Source organism: Salipiger sp. 1_MG-2023, assembly GCF_030547555.1.
Lineage (GTDB): Bacteria > Pseudomonadota > Alphaproteobacteria > Rhodobacterales > Rhodobacteraceae > Salipiger.
Genome location: NZ_JAUOQN010000002.1, coordinates 113,256 through 130,187, shown reverse-complemented (window position 1 = coordinate 130,187; position 16,932 = coordinate 113,256). Strand labels below are relative to the sequence as shown.

At 62.8% G+C, this 16,932-nt stretch carries 17 protein-coding genes; 7 read left to right on the top strand and 10 right to left on the bottom strand.

Annotation, left to right across the window (positions count from 1 at the left end; genetic code table 11):
* Positions 1–84: 84 nt before the first annotated feature.
* Entirely contained in the window at positions 85–774 is a 690-nt protein-coding gene (locus Q4543_RS01925) for a sugar transferase (RefSeq protein ID WP_216002205.1), read from the bottom strand.
* A gap of 887 nt (positions 775–1,661) precedes the next feature.
* On the opposite strand from Q4543_RS01925, the gene Q4543_RS01920 reads away from it, so the two are divergent.
* The 6 genes from Q4543_RS01920 to Q4543_RS01895 all read left to right on the top strand — a co-directional run bounded on the left by Q4543_RS01920 (position 1,662) and on the right by Q4543_RS01895 (position 5,490).
* Complete coding sequence (locus tag Q4543_RS01920) at positions 1,662–2,276, top strand: ribonuclease D (protein WP_216002206.1); 615 nt, start codon at positions 1,662–1,664, stop codon at positions 2,274–2,276.
* A 3-nt stretch (positions 2,277–2,279) separates the two neighbouring features.
* Positions 2,280–2,885 carry an LPS export ABC transporter periplasmic protein LptC gene (gene lptC / locus Q4543_RS01915; protein ID WP_303436053.1) on the top strand — a complete coding sequence of 202 codons (606 nt, stop codon included), beginning with the start codon at positions 2,280–2,282 and terminating at the stop codon, positions 2,883–2,885.
* Positions 2,886–2,896: 11 nt separating this feature from the next.
* Positions 2,897–3,385, top strand: coding sequence for a lipopolysaccharide transport periplasmic protein LptA (gene lptA, locus Q4543_RS01910; RefSeq protein ID WP_216002208.1), 489 nt, complete (start codon positions 2,897–2,899; stop codon positions 3,383–3,385).
* Between the two features lie 2 nt (positions 3,386–3,387).
* Positions 3,388–4,146: an LPS export ABC transporter ATP-binding protein gene (gene lptB, locus Q4543_RS01905; RefSeq protein ID WP_303436050.1), complete on the top strand. Its 759-nt coding sequence runs from the start codon at positions 3,388–3,390 to the stop codon at positions 4,144–4,146.
* A 258-nt stretch (positions 4,147–4,404) separates the two neighbouring features.
* The gene (gene raiA, locus Q4543_RS01900; protein WP_216002210.1) at positions 4,405–4,968 is read left to right on the top strand and encodes a ribosome-associated translation inhibitor RaiA; all 564 of its coding nucleotides are present in this window, start codon (positions 4,405–4,407) and stop codon (positions 4,966–4,968) included.
* A 57-nt stretch (positions 4,969–5,025) separates the two neighbouring features.
* On the top strand, positions 5,026–5,490 hold the full coding sequence (locus tag Q4543_RS01895; RefSeq protein ID WP_303436047.1) for a PTS sugar transporter subunit IIA: 465 nt from the start codon (positions 5,026–5,028) through the stop codon (positions 5,488–5,490).
* 91 nt (positions 5,491–5,581) lie between these two features.
* Here Q4543_RS01895 and Q4543_RS01890 read toward each other — a convergent pair whose 3' ends face one another.
* The 8 genes from Q4543_RS01890 to cysQ form a co-directional block, all read right to left on the bottom strand.
* Positions 5,582–7,012, bottom strand: coding sequence for a nodulation protein NodH (locus Q4543_RS01890; protein WP_303436045.1), 1,431 nt, complete (start codon positions 7,010–7,012; stop codon positions 5,582–5,584).
* Between the two features lie 6 nt (positions 7,013–7,018).
* Positions 7,019–8,719, bottom strand: coding sequence for a beta-1,6-N-acetylglucosaminyltransferase (locus tag Q4543_RS01885; protein ID WP_303436043.1), 1,701 nt, complete (start codon positions 8,717–8,719; stop codon positions 7,019–7,021).
* The gene (locus tag Q4543_RS01880; protein ID WP_303436136.1) at positions 8,716–9,702 is read right to left on the bottom strand and encodes a glycosyltransferase family 2 protein; all 987 of its coding nucleotides are present in this window, start codon (positions 9,700–9,702) and stop codon (positions 8,716–8,718) included. The genes Q4543_RS01885 and Q4543_RS01880 overlap by 4 nt, the downstream gene beginning before the upstream one ends.
* Positions 9,703–9,775: 73 nt before the next feature.
* Complete coding sequence (locus Q4543_RS01875; protein ID WP_303436041.1) at positions 9,776–10,957, bottom strand: glycosyltransferase family 1 protein; 1,182 nt, start codon at positions 10,955–10,957, stop codon at positions 9,776–9,778.
* Entirely contained in the window at positions 10,938–11,921 is a 984-nt protein-coding gene (gene galE / locus Q4543_RS01870; protein ID WP_303436039.1) for a UDP-glucose 4-epimerase GalE, read from the bottom strand. The genes Q4543_RS01875 and galE overlap by 20 nt, the downstream gene beginning before the upstream one ends.
* Positions 11,922–11,927: 6 nt before the next feature.
* On the bottom strand, positions 11,928–12,824 hold the full coding sequence (gene galU, locus Q4543_RS01865) for a UTP--glucose-1-phosphate uridylyltransferase GalU (RefSeq protein WP_216002217.1): 897 nt from the start codon (positions 12,822–12,824) through the stop codon (positions 11,928–11,930).
* A gap of 135 nt (positions 12,825–12,959) precedes the next feature.
* Positions 12,960–14,222 (bottom strand): glycosyltransferase family 2 protein, encoded by a 1,263-nt coding sequence (locus Q4543_RS01860; protein ID WP_303436037.1) that lies wholly within the window; start codon positions 14,220–14,222, stop codon positions 12,960–12,962.
* Positions 14,223–15,020: a 3'(2'),5'-bisphosphate nucleotidase CysQ gene (gene cysQ / locus Q4543_RS01855; protein ID WP_303436035.1), complete on the bottom strand. Its 798-nt coding sequence runs from the start codon at positions 15,018–15,020 to the stop codon at positions 14,223–14,225.
* 156 nt (positions 15,021–15,176) lie between these two features.
* Here cysQ and Q4543_RS01850 point away from each other — a divergent pair, with 156 nt between their 5' ends.
* Positions 15,177–16,007, top strand: a complete 831-nt coding sequence (locus Q4543_RS01850; RefSeq protein WP_303436032.1) for an ABC transporter permease — start codon at positions 15,177–15,179, stop codon at positions 16,005–16,007.
* On the opposite strand, the gene Q4543_RS01845 is transcribed toward Q4543_RS01850, so the two are convergent.
* Positions 16,004–16,921 (bottom strand): inositol monophosphatase, encoded by a 918-nt coding sequence (locus Q4543_RS01845; protein WP_303436030.1) that lies wholly within the window; start codon positions 16,919–16,921, stop codon positions 16,004–16,006. The two genes, Q4543_RS01850 and Q4543_RS01845, sit on opposite strands and share 4 nt — an antisense overlap.
* Positions 16,922–16,932 lie beyond the last annotated feature (11 nt).

Sequence of the window (16,932 nt, the reverse complement as noted above, 5' to 3'; positions counted from 1 at the left end):
CAGACGGGTGGGGGTATCTGGCGTAAACGAAAAACCCCCGGCGCAAGGGCCGGGGGTCTGTCGTGAGCTTTGAAGAGAGAGAGTTCAGCAGCCGGTGCCGTGCAGAACGACGCGGAAGGTTTTCGCGATCACCGACAGGTCGGTGCCAAGCGACACCTGACGCAGGTAATCGGTGTCGAACCCGGCCCGTTCAGCAAAGCTCGATTCGTTGCGGACAGAGATCTGCCAGAAGCCGGTGATGCCGGGGCGCAGCGCGTAATAGGCGGTGCCTGGATACAGCTCCTGCTGCGACACCAGCATCGGGCGCGGGCCGACAAGGCTCATGTCGCCGCGCAGGACGTTGAACAGCTGCGGCAACTCGTCCAGCGATGTCTTGCGGATGATGCGACCAACCACCGTGATGCGCGGGTCGTTGCGAAGCTTCTGGTTGCGGTCCCATTCGGCACGAGCGGCAGGATCCGAGGCCAGATGCGCCTCCAGCCGCGATTCCGCATCGGCGACCATCGAGCGCAGCTTCCACATGTAGAAGATCCGGCCATGACGCCCGACCCGCTTTTGCAGGAAGAACGGCGACTTGCCATCAAGCGCGATCAGCGCCGCCAGAACCAGCGTCACCAGAACAACGGGCACGGCCCCAAGAAGCACGATGGCGACATCAAGGCTCCGCTTGCCGAAGTCGCGGTAAAACTGCGCACGCGGAGCCTTGAGCAGCGTGTCTTCAATCAGCCTGTCGAATTCGGCCGTGATGACCGGTTGTCGAATATGCAGTGTCAACGTGACCTCCCAGAGGTATTGCATCGACGGGAAACGGAAAGGGCCTGCGCCTCCGGGTCTCTTCCAGAAAAACAGCCGAGCGCATAGTTCGGCCAAAGCCGGGCTCAGGTTTATCCTCTGGAGAGGTCGGGGATTTCCGACAATGCGCCGGTCAAGATTGCAGTGAACTCGCCATAAGCTCCCGAGTGATGGCACCAACCCCCCGGTGCCGTTGTGATAATCAAGTTCTGTGACCGGAATGTGTTCATTCGATCGACTTTTATGTTTATGCGCCGCGACTTCGCTGGGGTCAACCGACGCTTTTATGAACAGCTTGTGGTTGATTCTTGCGGGCAGATGTAAATCCGCGGTTAACCTATTTTAAATGAATAGCCGCCTCGCAATACCGGGCGTTTGAATAGAATCGTCCGCCATGCTTTTGGAGACGGGCGGTCTTTGGGCGGAAACAATACCGGTGCCAAAACCGGCAAATTCATGCTGCAGCGCGGAAAAATCTGGGCTCGGGGCGGCGGAGAGCGGTCAGATACGAGCCTGGGCGAGGGCCGGTCGAGCCGGGGTGGAAACAATCCGGCTACCGTATCTTCGTTGCGCGGACGTGGCCTGATCGTCTGCGACGCCAAGTGGATCGCAAGCGCTGCCGGCTGATCGACACGCTCCGCGAGAACATTGTCGATAACGAAATGTTACAGGTAGAGACAATCCGTGATGGGCTGTGCCTAAGTGATGACCACCGACCGCCCAGCTTTCGCCTAACTCGAGCCGAATCGCGCCACATTGCGTCGACTGATCGCCCGATTGAGACATGGTTTCCGAATCCTTTTCCCGGCTTTTGGTTGCATGAGTCGTGCAGCCTGCATATCTCGGTGCGGCAACTTGGGGCGGCGTGCATGGCCATTCATCTTCACAGGCAGGATCTGCCAGACACGCTGGACCTCGGGCCGGTCGTTGCCATCGACTGCGAGACGATGGGGCTCGACCCCCGTCGCGACCGGCTGTGCGTCGTGCAGCTTTCGGCGGGCGACGGCGATGCGCATCTTGTTCAGATCGCTCGCGGCCAGACCGAAGCCCCGAACCTGTGCCGCCTGCTGGCCGATGCGCAGGTGCTCAAGCTGTTCCATTACGGACGCTTCGATATCGCCGCGATGTATCATGCCTTTGGCACGCTGGCGCAGCCGGTCTGGTGCACCAAGATCGCCAGCCGTCTGGTGCGCACCTATACTGATCGTCACGGGCTGCGGAACCTGACGCAGGAGTTGCTGGGCGTCGATATCTCGAAACAGCAGCAATCCAGCGACTGGGGCGCGGCGGAGCTGAGCAAGGCGCAGCTTGATTATGCCGCATCGGACGTGCTGCACCTTCACCGCCTGCGCGAGGTTCTGATCGCCCGGCTCGAGCGCGAGGGGCGCAGCGACATGGCGCAGTCCTGTTTCGACTTCCTGCCGATGCGGGCGCGGCTCGACCTTGCGGGCTGGGCCGACACCGACATCTTTGCGCATAGCTGAGCCATGGTCCGGCGCGGAGATTCCTACACGCGGCTGATTGGCTGGCTGAAGCTGCTGCTGCCGCTGGTCGCGCTGGTGATGCTGTCGACGCTGTTCCTGCTGCCGCGTGGCAGCGCGCCGGTGAGCACGCTGCCGGTGGTTGAGGGCGATGCCCCCTCGGGCGCCCGCGAACAGATCGTTGCACCTGTGTATATCGGCACCACGCAAGACGGCGACCAGCTGCGCTTTACCGCCGACACGGTCGAACCGCTTGGGGATGAGGCGCAGCAGATGCTGGCGAACCGGCTCGACGCACAGCTCGACATGGCCGATGGCAGCAGCCTTGCCCTGCGTGCCCAAGAGGCCCGCATCGACAGCGGCGCCATGACCGCAGACCTGCAAGGCGCGGTGCGGATCGAAAGCTCGACCGGCTATGTCATGGACACTGAGCACATGGTGAGCGCCATCGACCGCATCGATGCACAGACGCTGGCCCCGGTCAGCGGCACCGGTCCGGCGGGGCGTTTCACCGCGGGAAAGCTGGTGATCGCGTCGGATGCGAGCACGGGCGATGTGCAACTGCTTTTCACCGGCGGCATAAAGCTGGTATATGACCCGCAAGATCCATGAGGGCTATGCCGATGTACCGTACGCTGATCGCCGCCATTTTCATTGCCCTTGCGGGGCCGGTTGCGGCGCAAGGCACCAATGTGGCCTTCGGCGGCACCAAGCAGGATACCAGCGCGCCGGTCGAGGTCAGCGCCGATCAGCTTCAGGTCAACCAGTCCGACGGCACGGCGCTGTATAGCGGCAATGTGGTGATCGGGCAGGGCGAGATGCGCCTTGCCGCGCCCCGCGTGCTGATCATCTACACCGAGGACGAAAGCAGCATCGAGCGCATGGAAGCCACCGGCGGTGTGACCGTGGTCAGCGGCGACGATGCTGCCGAGGCCGAGCGCGCGGATTACAGCATCGACGCGGGCACCATCGTCATGACGGGCAACGTGCTGCTGACACAGGGCCAGAATGTGCTGACCTCTGAACGGATGGAGGTCGATCTTGACGCGGGAACGGCGCAGATGAGTGGCCGGGTGAAAACCGTCATCGGCAACGCTGCCGACGGGCGGTAAGCATGGCCCTTCCGGAACTGACCGTCACCGACGCAGACAGCGGCCTGCGCGTCCAGCATCTGCGCAAGAGCTATCGCAAGCGTGTGGTGATCCGCGACGTGACCCTGTCGCTCGACCGGGGCGAGGTGGTGGCGCTGCTCGGCCCCAACGGGTCGGGCAAGACCACGACATTCTACGCGGTGGCAGGTCTGGTGAACCCCGAAAGCGGGCAGGTCACCATCGACGGGCGCGATGCGACTTGGCTGCCGATGTATCGTCGGGCGCGGCTTGGCATCGGCTATCTGCCGCAGGAAATGTCGATCTTTCGCGGCCTGTCGGTCGAAGACAACATTTCCTCGGTGCTCGACATCGTCGAACCCGATGCGACCCGGCGCCGCGAACGGCTCGAAGAACTGCTCGGCGAATTTTCCATCGAACACCTGCGCCGCGCCCCGGCGCTGGCGCTGTCGGGCGGTGAGCGCCGCCGCGTGGAAATCGCCCGCTGCCTTGCGGCCGATCCGAAATACCTGCTGCTCGACGAGCCCTTCGCCGGGGTCGACCCGATCAGCGTCGGCGATATCCGCCACCTCGTCGCCGATCTCAAGACTCGCGGCATCGGCGTGCTGATCACCGATCACAACGTGCGCGAAACGCTCGAGATCGTCGACCGCGCCTATATCCTGCATGACGGCAAGGTGCTGATGTCCGGCACCCCCGCCGAGGTGGTGCAGAACGAAAACGTGCGCAGGGTTTACCTGGGCGAGAATTTCCGCTTCGGCTAGGCGCGCCTTGGATGTTCCTTCGCTTTGTCGGCAGTCGGCAGGCCATGGTTTGCGACAGATCATTGACACTCAGCCCGAGTCTGAAGTCAAATCAGGTCATGACGCATCGCCGTCTTGCAGGCCCTACAAGAGGCCCCTGAGGAGAGGGAGGCCCGGGCACCGATCGCAACGGCCTTGTGTCTTTCCCGGCTCGTACCCACGTGACTCATCCGCAGCAAGCGGAAGGGCGACGGGTCCAAAAGAAGAGAAGGAACCAATATGCGCTATCAGATCACGGGTAAGCAGATCGACATCGGCGAAGCGCTGCAAACTCATGTGAAAACCGAGCTCGCTCCGGTGATGGATAAATATTCCTCCCGCGCGACCGACGCACAGATCACCTTTTCCAAGAGCGCGCATGAATTCATATGCGAAGTCACCATCCATCTGTCGACCGGGTTGAATGCTTCGGCCAAGGGCCGGGCAACCGAGATCTACGCCTCGTTCGACGATTGCATCGAAAAGATCGACAAGCAGCTGCGTCGTTACAAGCGCCGTCTCAAAGACCATCACAAGGATCGCGTAGAGCCCGTTGAACTCTTCGGGGGCTCCTCGTATATCCTCGCCGGCGAGACCGACTCAGAAGCTGATGAGCCGGACTCGCTGCAACCGATCATCGTGGCCGAGATGGAAGCCAAGATCCCCTCGCTGTCGGTCGGTGAAGCCGTTATGCAGATGGAACTGGCCGGTGCCCCCGTGCTGGTCTTCCGGAACGAGAAAAAGGATGGCGTGAACGTCGTGTATCGTCGCGACGATGGCAACATCGGCTGGATCGATCCGTAACGAACGGGTCGCGCCCCGAGGCCAGCGCGCCCATGAGCAGACAGCGAAAGGCGGTCTATGACCTTTCTGGAACTTCTGAGTCCGCAAGCGGTCAAGGTGGTCGCCGCGGCCAGCAGCAAGAAACGGTTGATGCATGACATCGCCGAGTTGGCTGAAACTGCATACTCCCTGAAAGCGCCTCGCGTCGTCGAGGCGCTGATGGAGCGTGAAAGCCTCGGGCCCACTGGCGTGGGACATGGCGTTGCCTTGCCCCATGCCCGTCTTCACGGCATCGATGAGGTGCGCGGTGTCTTCATCCTGCTGGAAAAGCCGGTCGAATTCGAATCCGTCGACCGCCAACCCGTCGATCTGATTCTGGCGCTCTTCGCGCCCGAAGATGCCGGGGTCGAGCATCTCAAGGCCCTCGCCCTGGTCTCGCGCACCCTGCGCGACGCCGGTCTGTGCAACAAGCTGCGCGCCAATCCAGACCCGGCCACGCTGCACGCCATCCTGACCGAAGACCGCTCCTCCCAGGCAGCATAGCGCCGCTGGTCAGGCGCGAGGGCCCCCCTTCATCTTGCCGGTAAACTCCGGGGGTGTGGGGGCTGGCCCCCACCGGCTGCGGACGCAAGCGTTAGCCCCAGTCTGCGAAGCCGAACATCAGGTAATCGCGGGCATAGGCGTCGCGCGCCGCCGCTTCGAGCCGATCATCATAGATCTCTGCCAGCGCATAAGGCGCTGCAACCGGAACCTTCTCCGGGTCGGGCGGGGCCGTATGGCCGACCTGCAAGGCCAGCGCTGGCAGATAGGCCAGCATCTCGTCCTCACGCACCACCATGTCGGGTACGACAAGCTCTGACATGCCGTGAATCACCTGCGTCTGACTTGCCCAATGCCCGTCGATCCGCACCGCGGTCTGCCCCGCAAGGTTCGCCTTCAGGAACAGCAAAAACGCCTCGAACGCCTCACGATGGGCCGAGGCGCTGTAATCCGCGCCCGGCTCTTCCTCGGGGATCGGCAGCGCGTGGGCGCGCCGCAGGGTCCGGCGAATGCCCGCATAGCTCCCCGGCCCGGTGGTCAGCACCTTGGAACAGAACGCATCATGCGCTCGCGCCAGGGGGTGCCTTACCACGGTAAAGCTGCGATGCCCCTCGCGGTCGCGCTTCCACTGGCGCAGGGTCTTCTGGCTGAACCCGCGCGCAAGCGCGTCTTCCTCCACCCCATCGAGCGCGCAGAGCCAGCGCGTCACCGCCGCTTCGGGCCCAGACTTGATCGGCATGAACAGCAGAGGCGTTGTTGCGCCGCCAAGATAGCTCGGAACTTGCGGCCCGCGCCGAGGCTCGAAATTCGGGGTTCGGGTCAGGTTAAACCGGTCGAGCCGTGCAAGCGCGCCTTCCATCTCGTCGAAATTCAGCACCTTCTCGGCGACCGGCTCCGGGTTCTGCCGTTTCAGCGAGGCGGTCAGACCGTCAAGCCGCGCGGGCACGCCCAGCCAGCGCGCCAGCCCGTTCATCACCTGCACATCCTGCAGATCCTCGTAGGCGACGTAGAACGCCGTCTGCCCGCTGACCTGCAACGCGCTCATCAGCGTCATCTGAAAGGCCTGCAACGCCTCGAGATGCGCTTCGAATTCGGGCGCATCGAAGCGCACCCGCGATTCCTTGCGCTTTGCTACATTGGTCAGCTTCCACTGCCCGGTGGCCTGCGCGATCTTCCAGCTGACATAGCTGTCGACCGGGTTGCGCGTCAGCACGATCTTGGCGCAGCGTTCATCTTCGAGGATCGCCGGCAGCACCCGCGGGTCATGGTCGTGAAAGAATCGAAAGCCGCCAATACCGTCGGGCATCCGCTCACGGATGCGGTTCAGCAGAAGCATCGGATCCTGATCGCGACGCTCTTGCGTGATGCCCAGCACCTCCGTGCTGTTCGGGTAGCCGATGAAATGCGGGTTGAAGACCTCGCCCAGACAGCTCAGCCCGTCAAAGGCGTTCAGGTTCGCCTCGAGAAAATTCGAGCCGGTGCGCATCTCGGCAAAGACGACGAAACTGTCGAAGCGGTCGGTCATAGGAACTCAGCTCTTCACAAGATAGGGCTTGCGGCGTTTGCCACGGCTGTTGCGCGGCACCGGTTCCACCGGAAAATCGCCCATCAGATACGGGTGCATCCCCTGATTCTTGAGGTTTTGCAGGAATTGTCCAAAGCCGGTCAGATCCTCCATCACCGGGGCTTCGGCAAGGCGGCGCGGCGTGCGCTGGCCGATTTCGTCGATCAGCACCTGAAGCGGTTCCATCGGCGCTTCGATGAATTCCGCCATGGTCCAGATCCGGATTCGGGCCTTGGCCTCGGGCGAGCGTAGCTGGTCGAGCATGCTGCTTTCGGTTTTTTGCAGCAAGGCAGCCTCGGCGCGCAGATCGGCGAAATTGGCGTTGGATTTGAACAAGGGCACCGCCCAAGCCCCCGAGATCACGCTGATCTGCGCATTGGGATCGCGCGCAAGGTGCCAGACGATGTCGGGCGTGTCATGCGGGCCGTGTTGAAAACACTGCCGTTCGCCCCGTGTATTCCATAACAGATTGGTCAGAAACGCCCGTGGGTTGGCATCGCGCAGCGCGGCCGTGTCGGGCAGCGCGCCGTTTATCACCGTCTGTCCCTGCGCAAATTCCGCCCGCTCCGGGGCAAACAGATGGCCGTGCACCTGCGCCCCGGTGGAGCGCGCCAGCCAGCCGTCGAAATCCTTGAAGAGATCGCTGAATCCCTGAAACACCGAGTATTTCCAAGCGGTTGTCCCATTCTCCCAGCCGTGGTTGGGGAACCGCGACTGCATATACAGACCGGCGCGCCCACGGGTCCGCCGATCGACCGCTTTGGCAAAGATCCGGTCGATCTTACCGGGGTTCGGTTCTTGCCGGTTCTCGGCGCCGGTGTCATCGGTCAGAAAGGCCTGATACAGCCGTTCTGCATGCGGCCAGATTTTGCGGGCGACAAAGCAGTCCGAGCGGCGCAGCAATTGCAGGTGATCGTCGTAAAAGATATGCGGCTTTCCCTGAAAATCGAACTTTGACAGGGTCAGGGACCGGCTTTCGATATTGGTCGCATACAGCCGAGCCAGCGTCTGGAAATAGCTTTCGTCCGGAATCCAGACCCGGCGGAAATAGCGATCAAAGCGGCTGCGGTCCGGGTCTTGCAGGATCGCGCTCAACGTCTGCCGGGTGAGGCACCACCACTGGCTACCCATATGCGGCGTGATGCCTTTGGGAATGCGCCGGCCAAAGCCGCAGCGACGTTGCAGATCGACGAACCTGTCGAAAAGATAGCGGTTCGACCGCCATGAGAACGGGAACAGCAGGGTGAATCGCTCGTGATCAAGCCCGCCCACCGTCCAGGGCACATCGGCGGTGGTCGCGCTTTCGATGAAATCGGTGCGGGGGCGCTCGTCGAGGTAATCGATCAGCTCTTCGACCGGGCGCAGCGGCAGGCAGGAGCCAGAGCTGAGATAGACATGCCGGATCGCCGGAAACCGGTGCAGGAGCAGCTCGGAGGCATCCTGACTGGCTGCCACCAGTCCCCATGTGCCCCATTCGCAGTGATGGCGGCGCGAAAACAGCACCTCGGGCAGATCCGACAGCGCATCGACAAAGCTCTGATAGATATGTCCCGGAACCTGGCTGTCGACATGGATCACCACCGGGCAGCCCGCGCGCACCCAGTGCCGGGCCACCTGCTCGGCCCGGTCAAAGGCCGTGTGCACCAGCATCACGATGCCGACGCTCATGCCCAGTTGCCCTTGGACATCAATCCGAGGATTTCCAGCTGTCGCCAGTTGATGTATTTCTCGGACCATCGGCACCACAGATCGGGGTTGTCCTTGATCCCATTGTGATAGGCGAGATACTCGACCGACGCGGCGTAATGCTGCTTGCGCTCAAGCTCTTCGGCGGCCTTGGTCCCGAAGGTGTCGAGGAATTTTGTGTGCAACAACAGCCCGCTGGCCTTTTCGCCGCCCCACTCGTCATAGACGAGGTTCAGCCCGCGTGGCAGCAGCATATGGGTCGAACTGACATAGGCATAGCGCCTGTCCCATTTCACCAGCGGGATCTTGTTGAGCGCCGGCGCCTTTTGCGGCGCGTCGGCAAAGAACACGCGGGCCCGGGGGCCGCCCTGAATCCACAGGTTGCCGAAGCGCCTGTTGCGGGCAATGGAGTAATTTCCGGCGTCGAACCATGACGCGATCTCAAGCGGGTTCTGCCCGGCCACGTAGGGCTGCGCGTCGATGCGCCCCTTGGGGTACATATCCAGCAGCATGGCGGAAAAGCTCTTGATCGACGAGGCATCGAGCCAGTCGGTCAGGGCGCGCAGCGGGCGGGTGTCGCAGAACGGGTAGAGGAAGAATTCGTCCGGATCGACGGTCAGCGCCCAATGCCCGTGGGCGTATTTGCGCAACAGATGATTGAGCCAATCCACCCCGAAGCGCGCGCGCTTGTAGCTGCCACGCGTCGACCAGACCGACACATCCTCTTGCCGCGACAGGTATTCGAGCGAGCCATCGCTGCTGTCATTGTCGACAAAGAAGAAGTGGTTGACCCCCATCTCGCGGTAATACTGCAGGAAATAGGGCAGGCGGATGCCTTCGTTCCGGGCGGTGCAGAAAACCAGAAGGTCCGAAGGCCTGATCTGACCGGTGCGATTGATCACCGGCCTGAGTTCACGCGACTTGCGCAGGGCGCGTATGCGCCAGCGTTTGCGCTGAAGCCTCAGCCGATATGACTGCCATGCACCCAAAGCGTGCCCTCACTGCGGCCGGTTTCTCCGACCTATCGGTTTCCGGCTATCAGATCAGGGTTAACACGAACTTGAAATGTTCATCCCATGTGGGCGGATAAAATGCCGCACGCGTTGAACCTTTTTCGTGACACCCTGCCTGTCGATCCGCTGCCAGCCGGTCGATTTCCTGCGCCCAACGATATGTATCGGCTACCGCGGCGTAAATGGGAATATCCCCTATCACCTCGCGCAACACCGGCAGATCGGCGGCCAGCACCGGCACCCCCAGCGCGGCGGCTTCCATCGGGGGCAGGCCGTAGCCCTCGGCGAGACTTGGAAACAGCAGCCCGGCGCTGCCTTGCAACAAGGCGGCCACAGCATGGTCATGCAGGCCCGGCAATTCATGCACCCCTGCAATCCCGGCATCGAGCCGGGCAAATACCTCGGCATTGCCCCAGCCCCGCGCGCCGCAGATCAGCAAATGCGGGGGGCTGTCATGGCTTCGGGATGCGCGCTGCTGCCACAGGTTAAGCAGCAGCGCGTGGTTCTTGCGCGGCTCAATGGTTCCAAGCGCCACGAAATAGGGTGCCCCGACCCACGGGCCGGAGGGTATCTGGCCGGGACGCGCCACATCGACGCCCAGATGGGCCACGACGCTTGGCGGGGGCGACGCAAGATGCCGCGCCAGATCCGCCTGCGTCTGCGCCGAGTTGCAGATCACCAGCGCCGCAGATTGCCCGACCCGGTCGAGAAACCCGGTGAACCGCTCGGTCATGCCGCCTCGGGTAAACTCCGGGTGATCGAGAGGGATGGTATCATGCAGCAACACGACCACCCGCAGATCCCGCAGCGCGTCGACGCTGAACAGCGTGTGCCCGACGTTGAGATAGGTGCAGCTCTCGGGCAGCGCCCGCAACATCCGCCGCAGCCCCGATGGCAGGCAGCGCGCCACCGCGACGCGGCGCAAGGCCGTCTCGGCCCCGGCGCGCCGATTGTCGCGCTTGCGCAGGCGTGACAGCAGGTCCGGCGCGGGGAAGGCGTTGCCCTCCAGCAACGCCTTCAGCTCGGCGCAGCCCGATCTGTCCAGCAGAAGATAGCCCAGCTGCGTGCGCACCAGCCCCCACAGGGGGCCTTCGGACAACAGTCTGGAAAGATAGGCGTATTCCACCCGGTCAATGCCGGTGAAGGCGCGGCCGACCCGTGAGACCAGCCGCGTCAGGTCCAGAAGTCTAGCCGTCGTAATGGCCATTCAGATGCCAGTTCCAGGCATCCGCGATCATCTGCGGCATGGTCGAACGCGCCGGCTCCCAGCCCAGTTCGCCGGCGGCGCGGGTCGAGCCGGACACCAGCTTGGTGGCATCGCCAGCGCGGCGCGGCCCTTCGGAATGGGGCACTTCGCGGTTGGTCACGGCGCGCGATGCGTCGATGACCTCGCGCACGGAAAACCCCGTGCCGGTGCCGAGGTTGAACACCCGGCTGCCCTTGTCCTCGCGCAGCCATTTCAGCCCCAGCACATGCGCATCGACGAGATCGCAGACATGCACGTAATCGCGAATGCAGGTGCCATCGGGCGTGTCGTAATCGGTGCCGTGAATGGTCAGCGCCGGGCGCTTGCCGTCGATGGCTTCGAGCATCACCGGAATCAGATGGGTTTCGGGGCGATGATGCTCGCCGACCTCGCCTTCGGGATCGGCGCCCGCCACGTTGAAATAGCGGAAGATCACCGACCGAAGCCCGTAGGCGGCCTCGAAATCGCGCAGGATGTTTTCGACAGCGCGCTTGGAGGCGCCATAGGCATTCAGCGGCTCTTGCGGCGTGGCCTCGTCGAGCACGACGTTGTCATGCTCGCCATAGGTCGCGCAGGTCGATGAGAACACAAAATTCAGGCAGCCAGCGGCGCAGGCCGCTTCGATCAGGGTCAGCGAGCCCTCGACGTTGTTGCGCCAGTAGCGCCCCGGCTCGGACATCGCTTCGCCAACCTGACTCAGGGCGGCGAAATGCATCACCGCCACCGGCTGGTACTTGGCGAAGACCGCGTCCAGTTTTGCCCGGTCAGACAGGTCTCCTTGCTCGAACGGGCCGAACTTGACCGAATCCCGCCAGCCGGTCACGAGGTTGTCGTATGTGACGGGCGTATAGCCCGCCGCTTTCAGCGCCTTGCAGGCGTGCGAGCCGATATAGCCCGCACCCCCGGTAACCAATACATGGGTCATGAGGCGTTACTGGGCCGCCTTGCGCGCCGCGACGACCTCGTGAAGGTAGGCGGCCAGATCATCGCGAAGCTCTTCGCGCTCGAGGCCAAAGGCCACAGTCGCCTGAAGGAAGCCCGCCTTGGAGCCGCAATCGTAGCGCTGACCGTTGAAGCGGTAGCCATAGACACCGTTGGTCTCATCGCCGATCTGCTTGGCGATGGCGTCGGTCAGCTGAATCTCGCCGCCCGCGCCGGTTTCCTTGTTCTCGAGGTTTTCAAGGATCTTCGGCGACAGGATGTAACGGCCGATCACCGCAAGGTTCGACGGCGCGGTGCCAGCTTTGGGCTTTTCGACCATGCCTTTGACCGACACGAGGCTGCCCATGTCTTCCTGAACGTCGAGGATGCCATAGCTGCTGGCCTGGCTGGCGGGCACTTCCATCGCAGCGACCATGTTGCCGCCGACTTCTTCGTAGCTTTCGATCATCTGCTGAAGGCAGGGTTTGTCCGCCGCGATCACGTCATCGGGCAGAATCACCGCAAAGGGCTCGTCGCCGATCAGGCGGCGAGCGCACCAGACCGCGTGCCCAAGGCCAAGCGCCTTGTGCTGGCGGATATAGGCGATCTCGCCCGAGTCCATGTTGGTATGTTCGAGGATCTCGAGAAGCTTGTCCTTGCCCTTGGCCTTCAGGTCGGCCTCGAGATGGGGAGCAACATCGAAATAATCTTCAAGCGCGCTTTTGCCGCGCGAAGTCACGAAGATGAATTCCTTGATGCCCGCAGCGCGGGCTTCGTCGATGGCGTACTGCACCAGCGGGCGGTCGACCAGGGTCATGATTTCCTTCGGAACGGACTTCGTTGCCGGCAGGAACCTTGTGCCGAGACCGGCGACTGGAAAAATCGCCTTGGTCACCTTGTTGCGCATAACGGTTTGCTCCTTGAAATAATCCGAAAGCCTCGCGTGTCGAGGATACGGTTTCGCCAATTTACTAGCACGTCTCTTTTAACGAGAAAACAGGGCAAATAGCCTGCGGCTTCCCGCTGGGCGATCATATTCTGCTTAGTGATCGCTTGGCGTGCGCAAACCTCGAATTTTCGCCACTCGTGTAATCTCGGCGTTCAGTCGCGCCCGGAACAGCGTCGCGACAAAGCGTGGTCCGCCCCTGTCACTGCGGCCCCAAAGACCACCGGTCTGTTCCCAGTAACCCCCGGCGTCAAAGCGCAGCCGGTGAGGCAGCGCGGTGTGGGTGAAGCGGAAGACGCTGACGATCTCGCCCTGCGCGGCGCGGTGCGCGGCCTCGCGCCGCAGGGCGCGGCGGTTCCACAATCGCCCCAACAAAACGCTGCGACTGGCGCCGGGACGCCCGGGAAAGGGCAGGAAAGCCGCCCCCGCCGCCGGGATCGCTGCGAGCGGCGCGGCGCTGCGATTCGCACCTTGGGCAAAGCCTTGATCCAGCCCGCGCAGCAAACCCTGCATGTCGTCACGGCGCAGCGCCCGGCGCGCGACAAGCGCGGCCAACCTGTGTTGCTGCCCGTCGCGAAATCGTTGCCACGCCACGCCGCGATCCTGCTCGGGGCAGTGGCGGGCAAGGAAGCACGCCATCGACGCTCCGATCTCGGTCAGATCGCGCGGCACGCGGCGCGCGCTGCGCCGAGGGCTTTCGGCATAGCCGTGATGCACCTCGGCCAAAGGCACCACGACCGAGATATGCCCGCGCGCCGCGTGGCGCATATCAAGGTCGGTCTCGTCGAGATAAAAGCGGAAGGCCGGATCAAAGCCGCCCATTGCCGCCAGCACCGTGCGGCGATGCGCCATGTTGGTGCCCTGAAGCTTCAGCGCGGCCCCATCGGGCAGGGCGGGGCGGGCCGGCGCGTCGCCAGCAATGTGCAGCGGTGCATCTTCGCCGCTGCCCTGCACGCAGCGGGCGCGCCATTGGAAGGAAATGCCGTTGCGCCCACGCACATAGCCCCCGGCGGCAGCCACTTGCGGATCGGCGAAAGGGCCAAGCAGATGCGCCAGCCAGGTCGGTTCGGGCACCGCATCGTCGTCGATGAAGGCGATGACCTCGCCCGCGGCAACTGCGATGCCGAGATTGCGCGCTTCCGAGATATTGGCCCGGTCAAACGCGATGGCCTTGATCAGCGCCCGTTGGGGATGCTCGCCCAGCATCGCCATGCCAGCCGGGCAGGCCACCACGATCACCTCGAACTGAGGATGATCAAGCTGCGCGATCCCCGCAAGGCAGAGCCGCAGCGCATCGGGTCGCCCCCGGCTGACGATCACGATGCTGGCCGCAATCGTCTGCGCCGAGGGCGTGGGCATTCAGGCGTCTTTCAGCTCGACGCTCGGGGCGTAGGCGATGAAGAACGGGTTGGCGAACTCGGCCTTGCCATAGGCCAGCGGGGTGTGATCGTCGAACCGCACGACCCGACCGCCCGCGCCACTCAGCACGGCATGGCCCGCGGCTGTGTCCCATTCCATCGTCCGCCCGAGGCGCGGATAAAGATCGGCCTCACCGGTCGCGACAAGGCAGAATTTCAGCGACGATCCGGCGCTCTTGGAATCCTCCACGGCGTATTTGCCGATATAGGCATCGGTTGCCTCGTCGCGGTGCGACTTGGAGGCCACCACCATCAGCGCCGAATTATTGGCGTTCGAGACCGACAGCGGCACGGTTTCGCCGACGGTCTCCTTGTCGAAGGGGCCGGTTTCTTCGATCGACTTTCCGACGCTGTCGGTGTAGAACATCCGTCCCTTGGCCGGAGCATAGACCACGCCGCGCGTCGGAACGCCCTCTTCGACCAGCGCGATGTTGACGGTGAAATCCCCGCGCCGGTTGACGAATTCCTTGGTGCCATCCAGCGGATCGACAATAAGAAAGGTCATCGCGTCAAGGGTATGGCTGTCTGCCTGCTCTTCGGTAACTAGCGCCACATCGGGGAACGCCTCGCGCAGTCCGACCGAGATCAGCGCATCCGCCGCCTCGTCGGCCTCGGTCACCGGGCTGGAGTCGGACTTGGTCTTCACCTCGAAATCGTCGGACTCGTAGATCTCCATGATCTTGTCGCCCGCCTCGAGCGCGAGGCGCCGCATCACCGTCACAAGAGTTTCGTAATTCAAGGCTGATCTCCTTATTCCGCCAATCGGTGCGGATTCATTGATTTGAAAGGCTCTCACTCTTATGCTGCCCGAAGTCGCGATGGGCAAGAAGACCCGTCCGATGGGGCAGACCCTTCCGCGCAGCTGACGGTGGGGCCATAGCGGAGCAGGCGCAAGATGTTCGAATCCAGAAAACCGCGATCAAGCTTTGGGTCTGCGGTCTATATTTGCGAACTGATCTACCACAATTCGGTGCGTGCCGTGCGTAAGAGCCATGGCAACGCGTTCATGGCGCTGTTCATGAACATGCTTCAGACCATCATCTTCGTGCTCGCCTTCTATTTCATGTTCCAGATCCTCGGGTTGCGCAGCACGGCGCTGCGCGGCGACTTCATGATCTACATCATGACCGGCGTGTTCCTGTACATGACCCATACCAAGACCATGGGGGCCGTCGTCGGTTCTGAAGGCCCGGCCAGCCCGATGATGCAGCACGCGCCGATGAACACCGCCATCGCCATCGCTTCGGCGATGCTGTCGACGCTGTATATTCAGGTGCTGTCACTGTTCTTCATCCTGTTCATCTACGACGTGGCCTTCAACCCGTTCGTCATGCAGGAGATATATGATCCCATCGCCTGCCTTGGCATGTTGCTGCTGTCATGGCTGTCGGGGGCGGCGATCGGGCTGGTGTTCCTTGCGGCAAAGCCATGGTTCCCGACGCCGGTGTCGATCCTGTCGACGATCTATCAGCGGGCCAACATGATCGCTTCGGGCAAGATGTTCGTCGCCAACACCCTGCCGCCCAAGATGATCGCGCTGTTCAGCTGGAACCCGCTGTTTCACACCATCGACCAGTCACGCGGCTTTGCCTTTGTCGATTACAACCCGCGCAATTCCAACTGGGAATATGCGTTGTACCTGTCGCTGGTGCTGATCATGATCGGCCTGATGGCCGAATTCTATACCCGCAAGCACGCCTCGGCGAGCTGGGCAGCGCGGCGTTAACCCTCGCCGCCGTCTCCATCGCTGTCTTCGATCGGCACCGGCGCAGCCGGGGTTTCCAGCAGAAACGAAAACGCGTCGCGCAGCCGGGTCCATGTTGCCTCGTCGCTGGCGCAGAGCAGGTAGCCCTCGGTCTTCGCGGCGTTGAACTCTGCCCCGTCGAGCATCCGGGCCACGCCGCCTGCACAGCCGGTCAGCACCACACCGGCGGAATTGTCCCAAGGCGTCAGCCCGGTCGAAAGCACGAAATCGACGTGGCCTTGCACCAGCATCCGGTCCTGATGCGCCGAGCAGCGGAGGGATTGCACATGCTCGAAGCGGGGCAGGGTGGCCGCCATCTCGGCGCGCTTGTCCAGCGGCATCATGTAGAGCGGGATGTAGCCATACAGGTCGGCGATCTCGCCGCCCTCCGAGGTGTAGACCTCGCGATTGACCCGCTTGGTCGGCACGGTCATTTCCGCCGGCCCACCAAGATCGCCCCAGATCACGTCATCCATCACCGGATCGTAGATCAGCCCGAACACCGGCTTGCCGAAGCGCAGCGCCGAGACGATCACCCCAAAGGTGGCAAGACCCTTGGCAAAATTCCACGTCCCGTCCACCGGATCGATGGTAAAGCACAGCTCGGCCCCGGCGATCTTGTCCAGCACGGCGGCGTTTTCGGACACCGCTTCCTCGCCCACGATCACCGCATTGGGAAACATCCGCAGCAAACCACGCGCGATCATCTTTTCGGCGTTGCGGTCGGCTTCGGTCACCAGATCGAGGCGCGAGGTCTTTTGCGCGATCTCCTTCGCATCGAGCCGGCGAAACCGCGGCATGATCTCGGTCTTCGCGGCCCGGCGTACCAGGTTGAGGATCGAGGTCTTCTGAGCGCGACTCAGCACGGAAATCGGCATGGGAAGGGAATCGGTCATCTATCGCGTCC

Bases quoted from the DNA above. Each gene is read 5' to 3' on its own strand.
- lptC (WP_303436053.1), top strand. From the start codon at position 2,280: ATGGTCCGGCGCGGAGATTCCTACACGCGGCTGATTGGCTGGCTGAAG.
- Q4543_RS01850 (WP_303436032.1), top strand. From the start codon at position 15,177: ATGTTCGAATCCAGAAAACCGCGATCAAGCTTTGGGTCTGCGGTCTAT.
- Q4543_RS01845 (WP_303436030.1), bottom strand. From the start codon at position 16,921: ATGACCGATTCCCTTCCCATGCCGATTTCCGTGCTGAGTCGCGCTCAG.
- galE (WP_303436039.1), bottom strand. From the start codon at position 11,921: ATGACCCATGTATTGGTTACCGGGGGTGCGGGCTATATCGGCTCGCAC.
- Q4543_RS01920 (WP_216002206.1), top strand. From the start codon at position 1,662: ATGGCCATTCATCTTCACAGGCAGGATCTGCCAGACACGCTGGACCTC.
- Q4543_RS01860 (WP_303436037.1), bottom strand. From the start codon at position 14,222: ATGCCCACGCCCTCGGCGCAGACGATTGCGGCCAGCATCGTGATCGTC.
- raiA (WP_216002210.1), top strand. From the start codon at position 4,405: ATGCGCTATCAGATCACGGGTAAGCAGATCGACATCGGCGAAGCGCTG.
- lptB (WP_303436050.1), top strand. From the start codon at position 3,388: ATGGCCCTTCCGGAACTGACCGTCACCGACGCAGACAGCGGCCTGCGC.
- Q4543_RS01875 (WP_303436041.1), bottom strand. From the start codon at position 10,957: ATGGCCATTACGACGGCTAGACTTCTGGACCTGACGCGGCTGGTCTCA.
- galU (WP_216002217.1), bottom strand. From the start codon at position 12,824: ATGCGCAACAAGGTGACCAAGGCGATTTTTCCAGTCGCCGGTCTCGGC.
- Q4543_RS01890 (WP_303436045.1), bottom strand. From the start codon at position 7,012: ATGACCGACCGCTTCGACAGTTTCGTCGTCTTTGCCGAGATGCGCACC.
- lptA (WP_216002208.1), top strand. From the start codon at position 2,897: ATGTACCGTACGCTGATCGCCGCCATTTTCATTGCCCTTGCGGGGCCG.
- Q4543_RS01895 (WP_303436047.1), top strand. From the start codon at position 5,026: ATGACCTTTCTGGAACTTCTGAGTCCGCAAGCGGTCAAGGTGGTCGCC.
- Q4543_RS01885 (WP_303436043.1), bottom strand. From the start codon at position 8,719: ATGAGCGTCGGCATCGTGATGCTGGTGCACACGGCCTTTGACCGGGCC.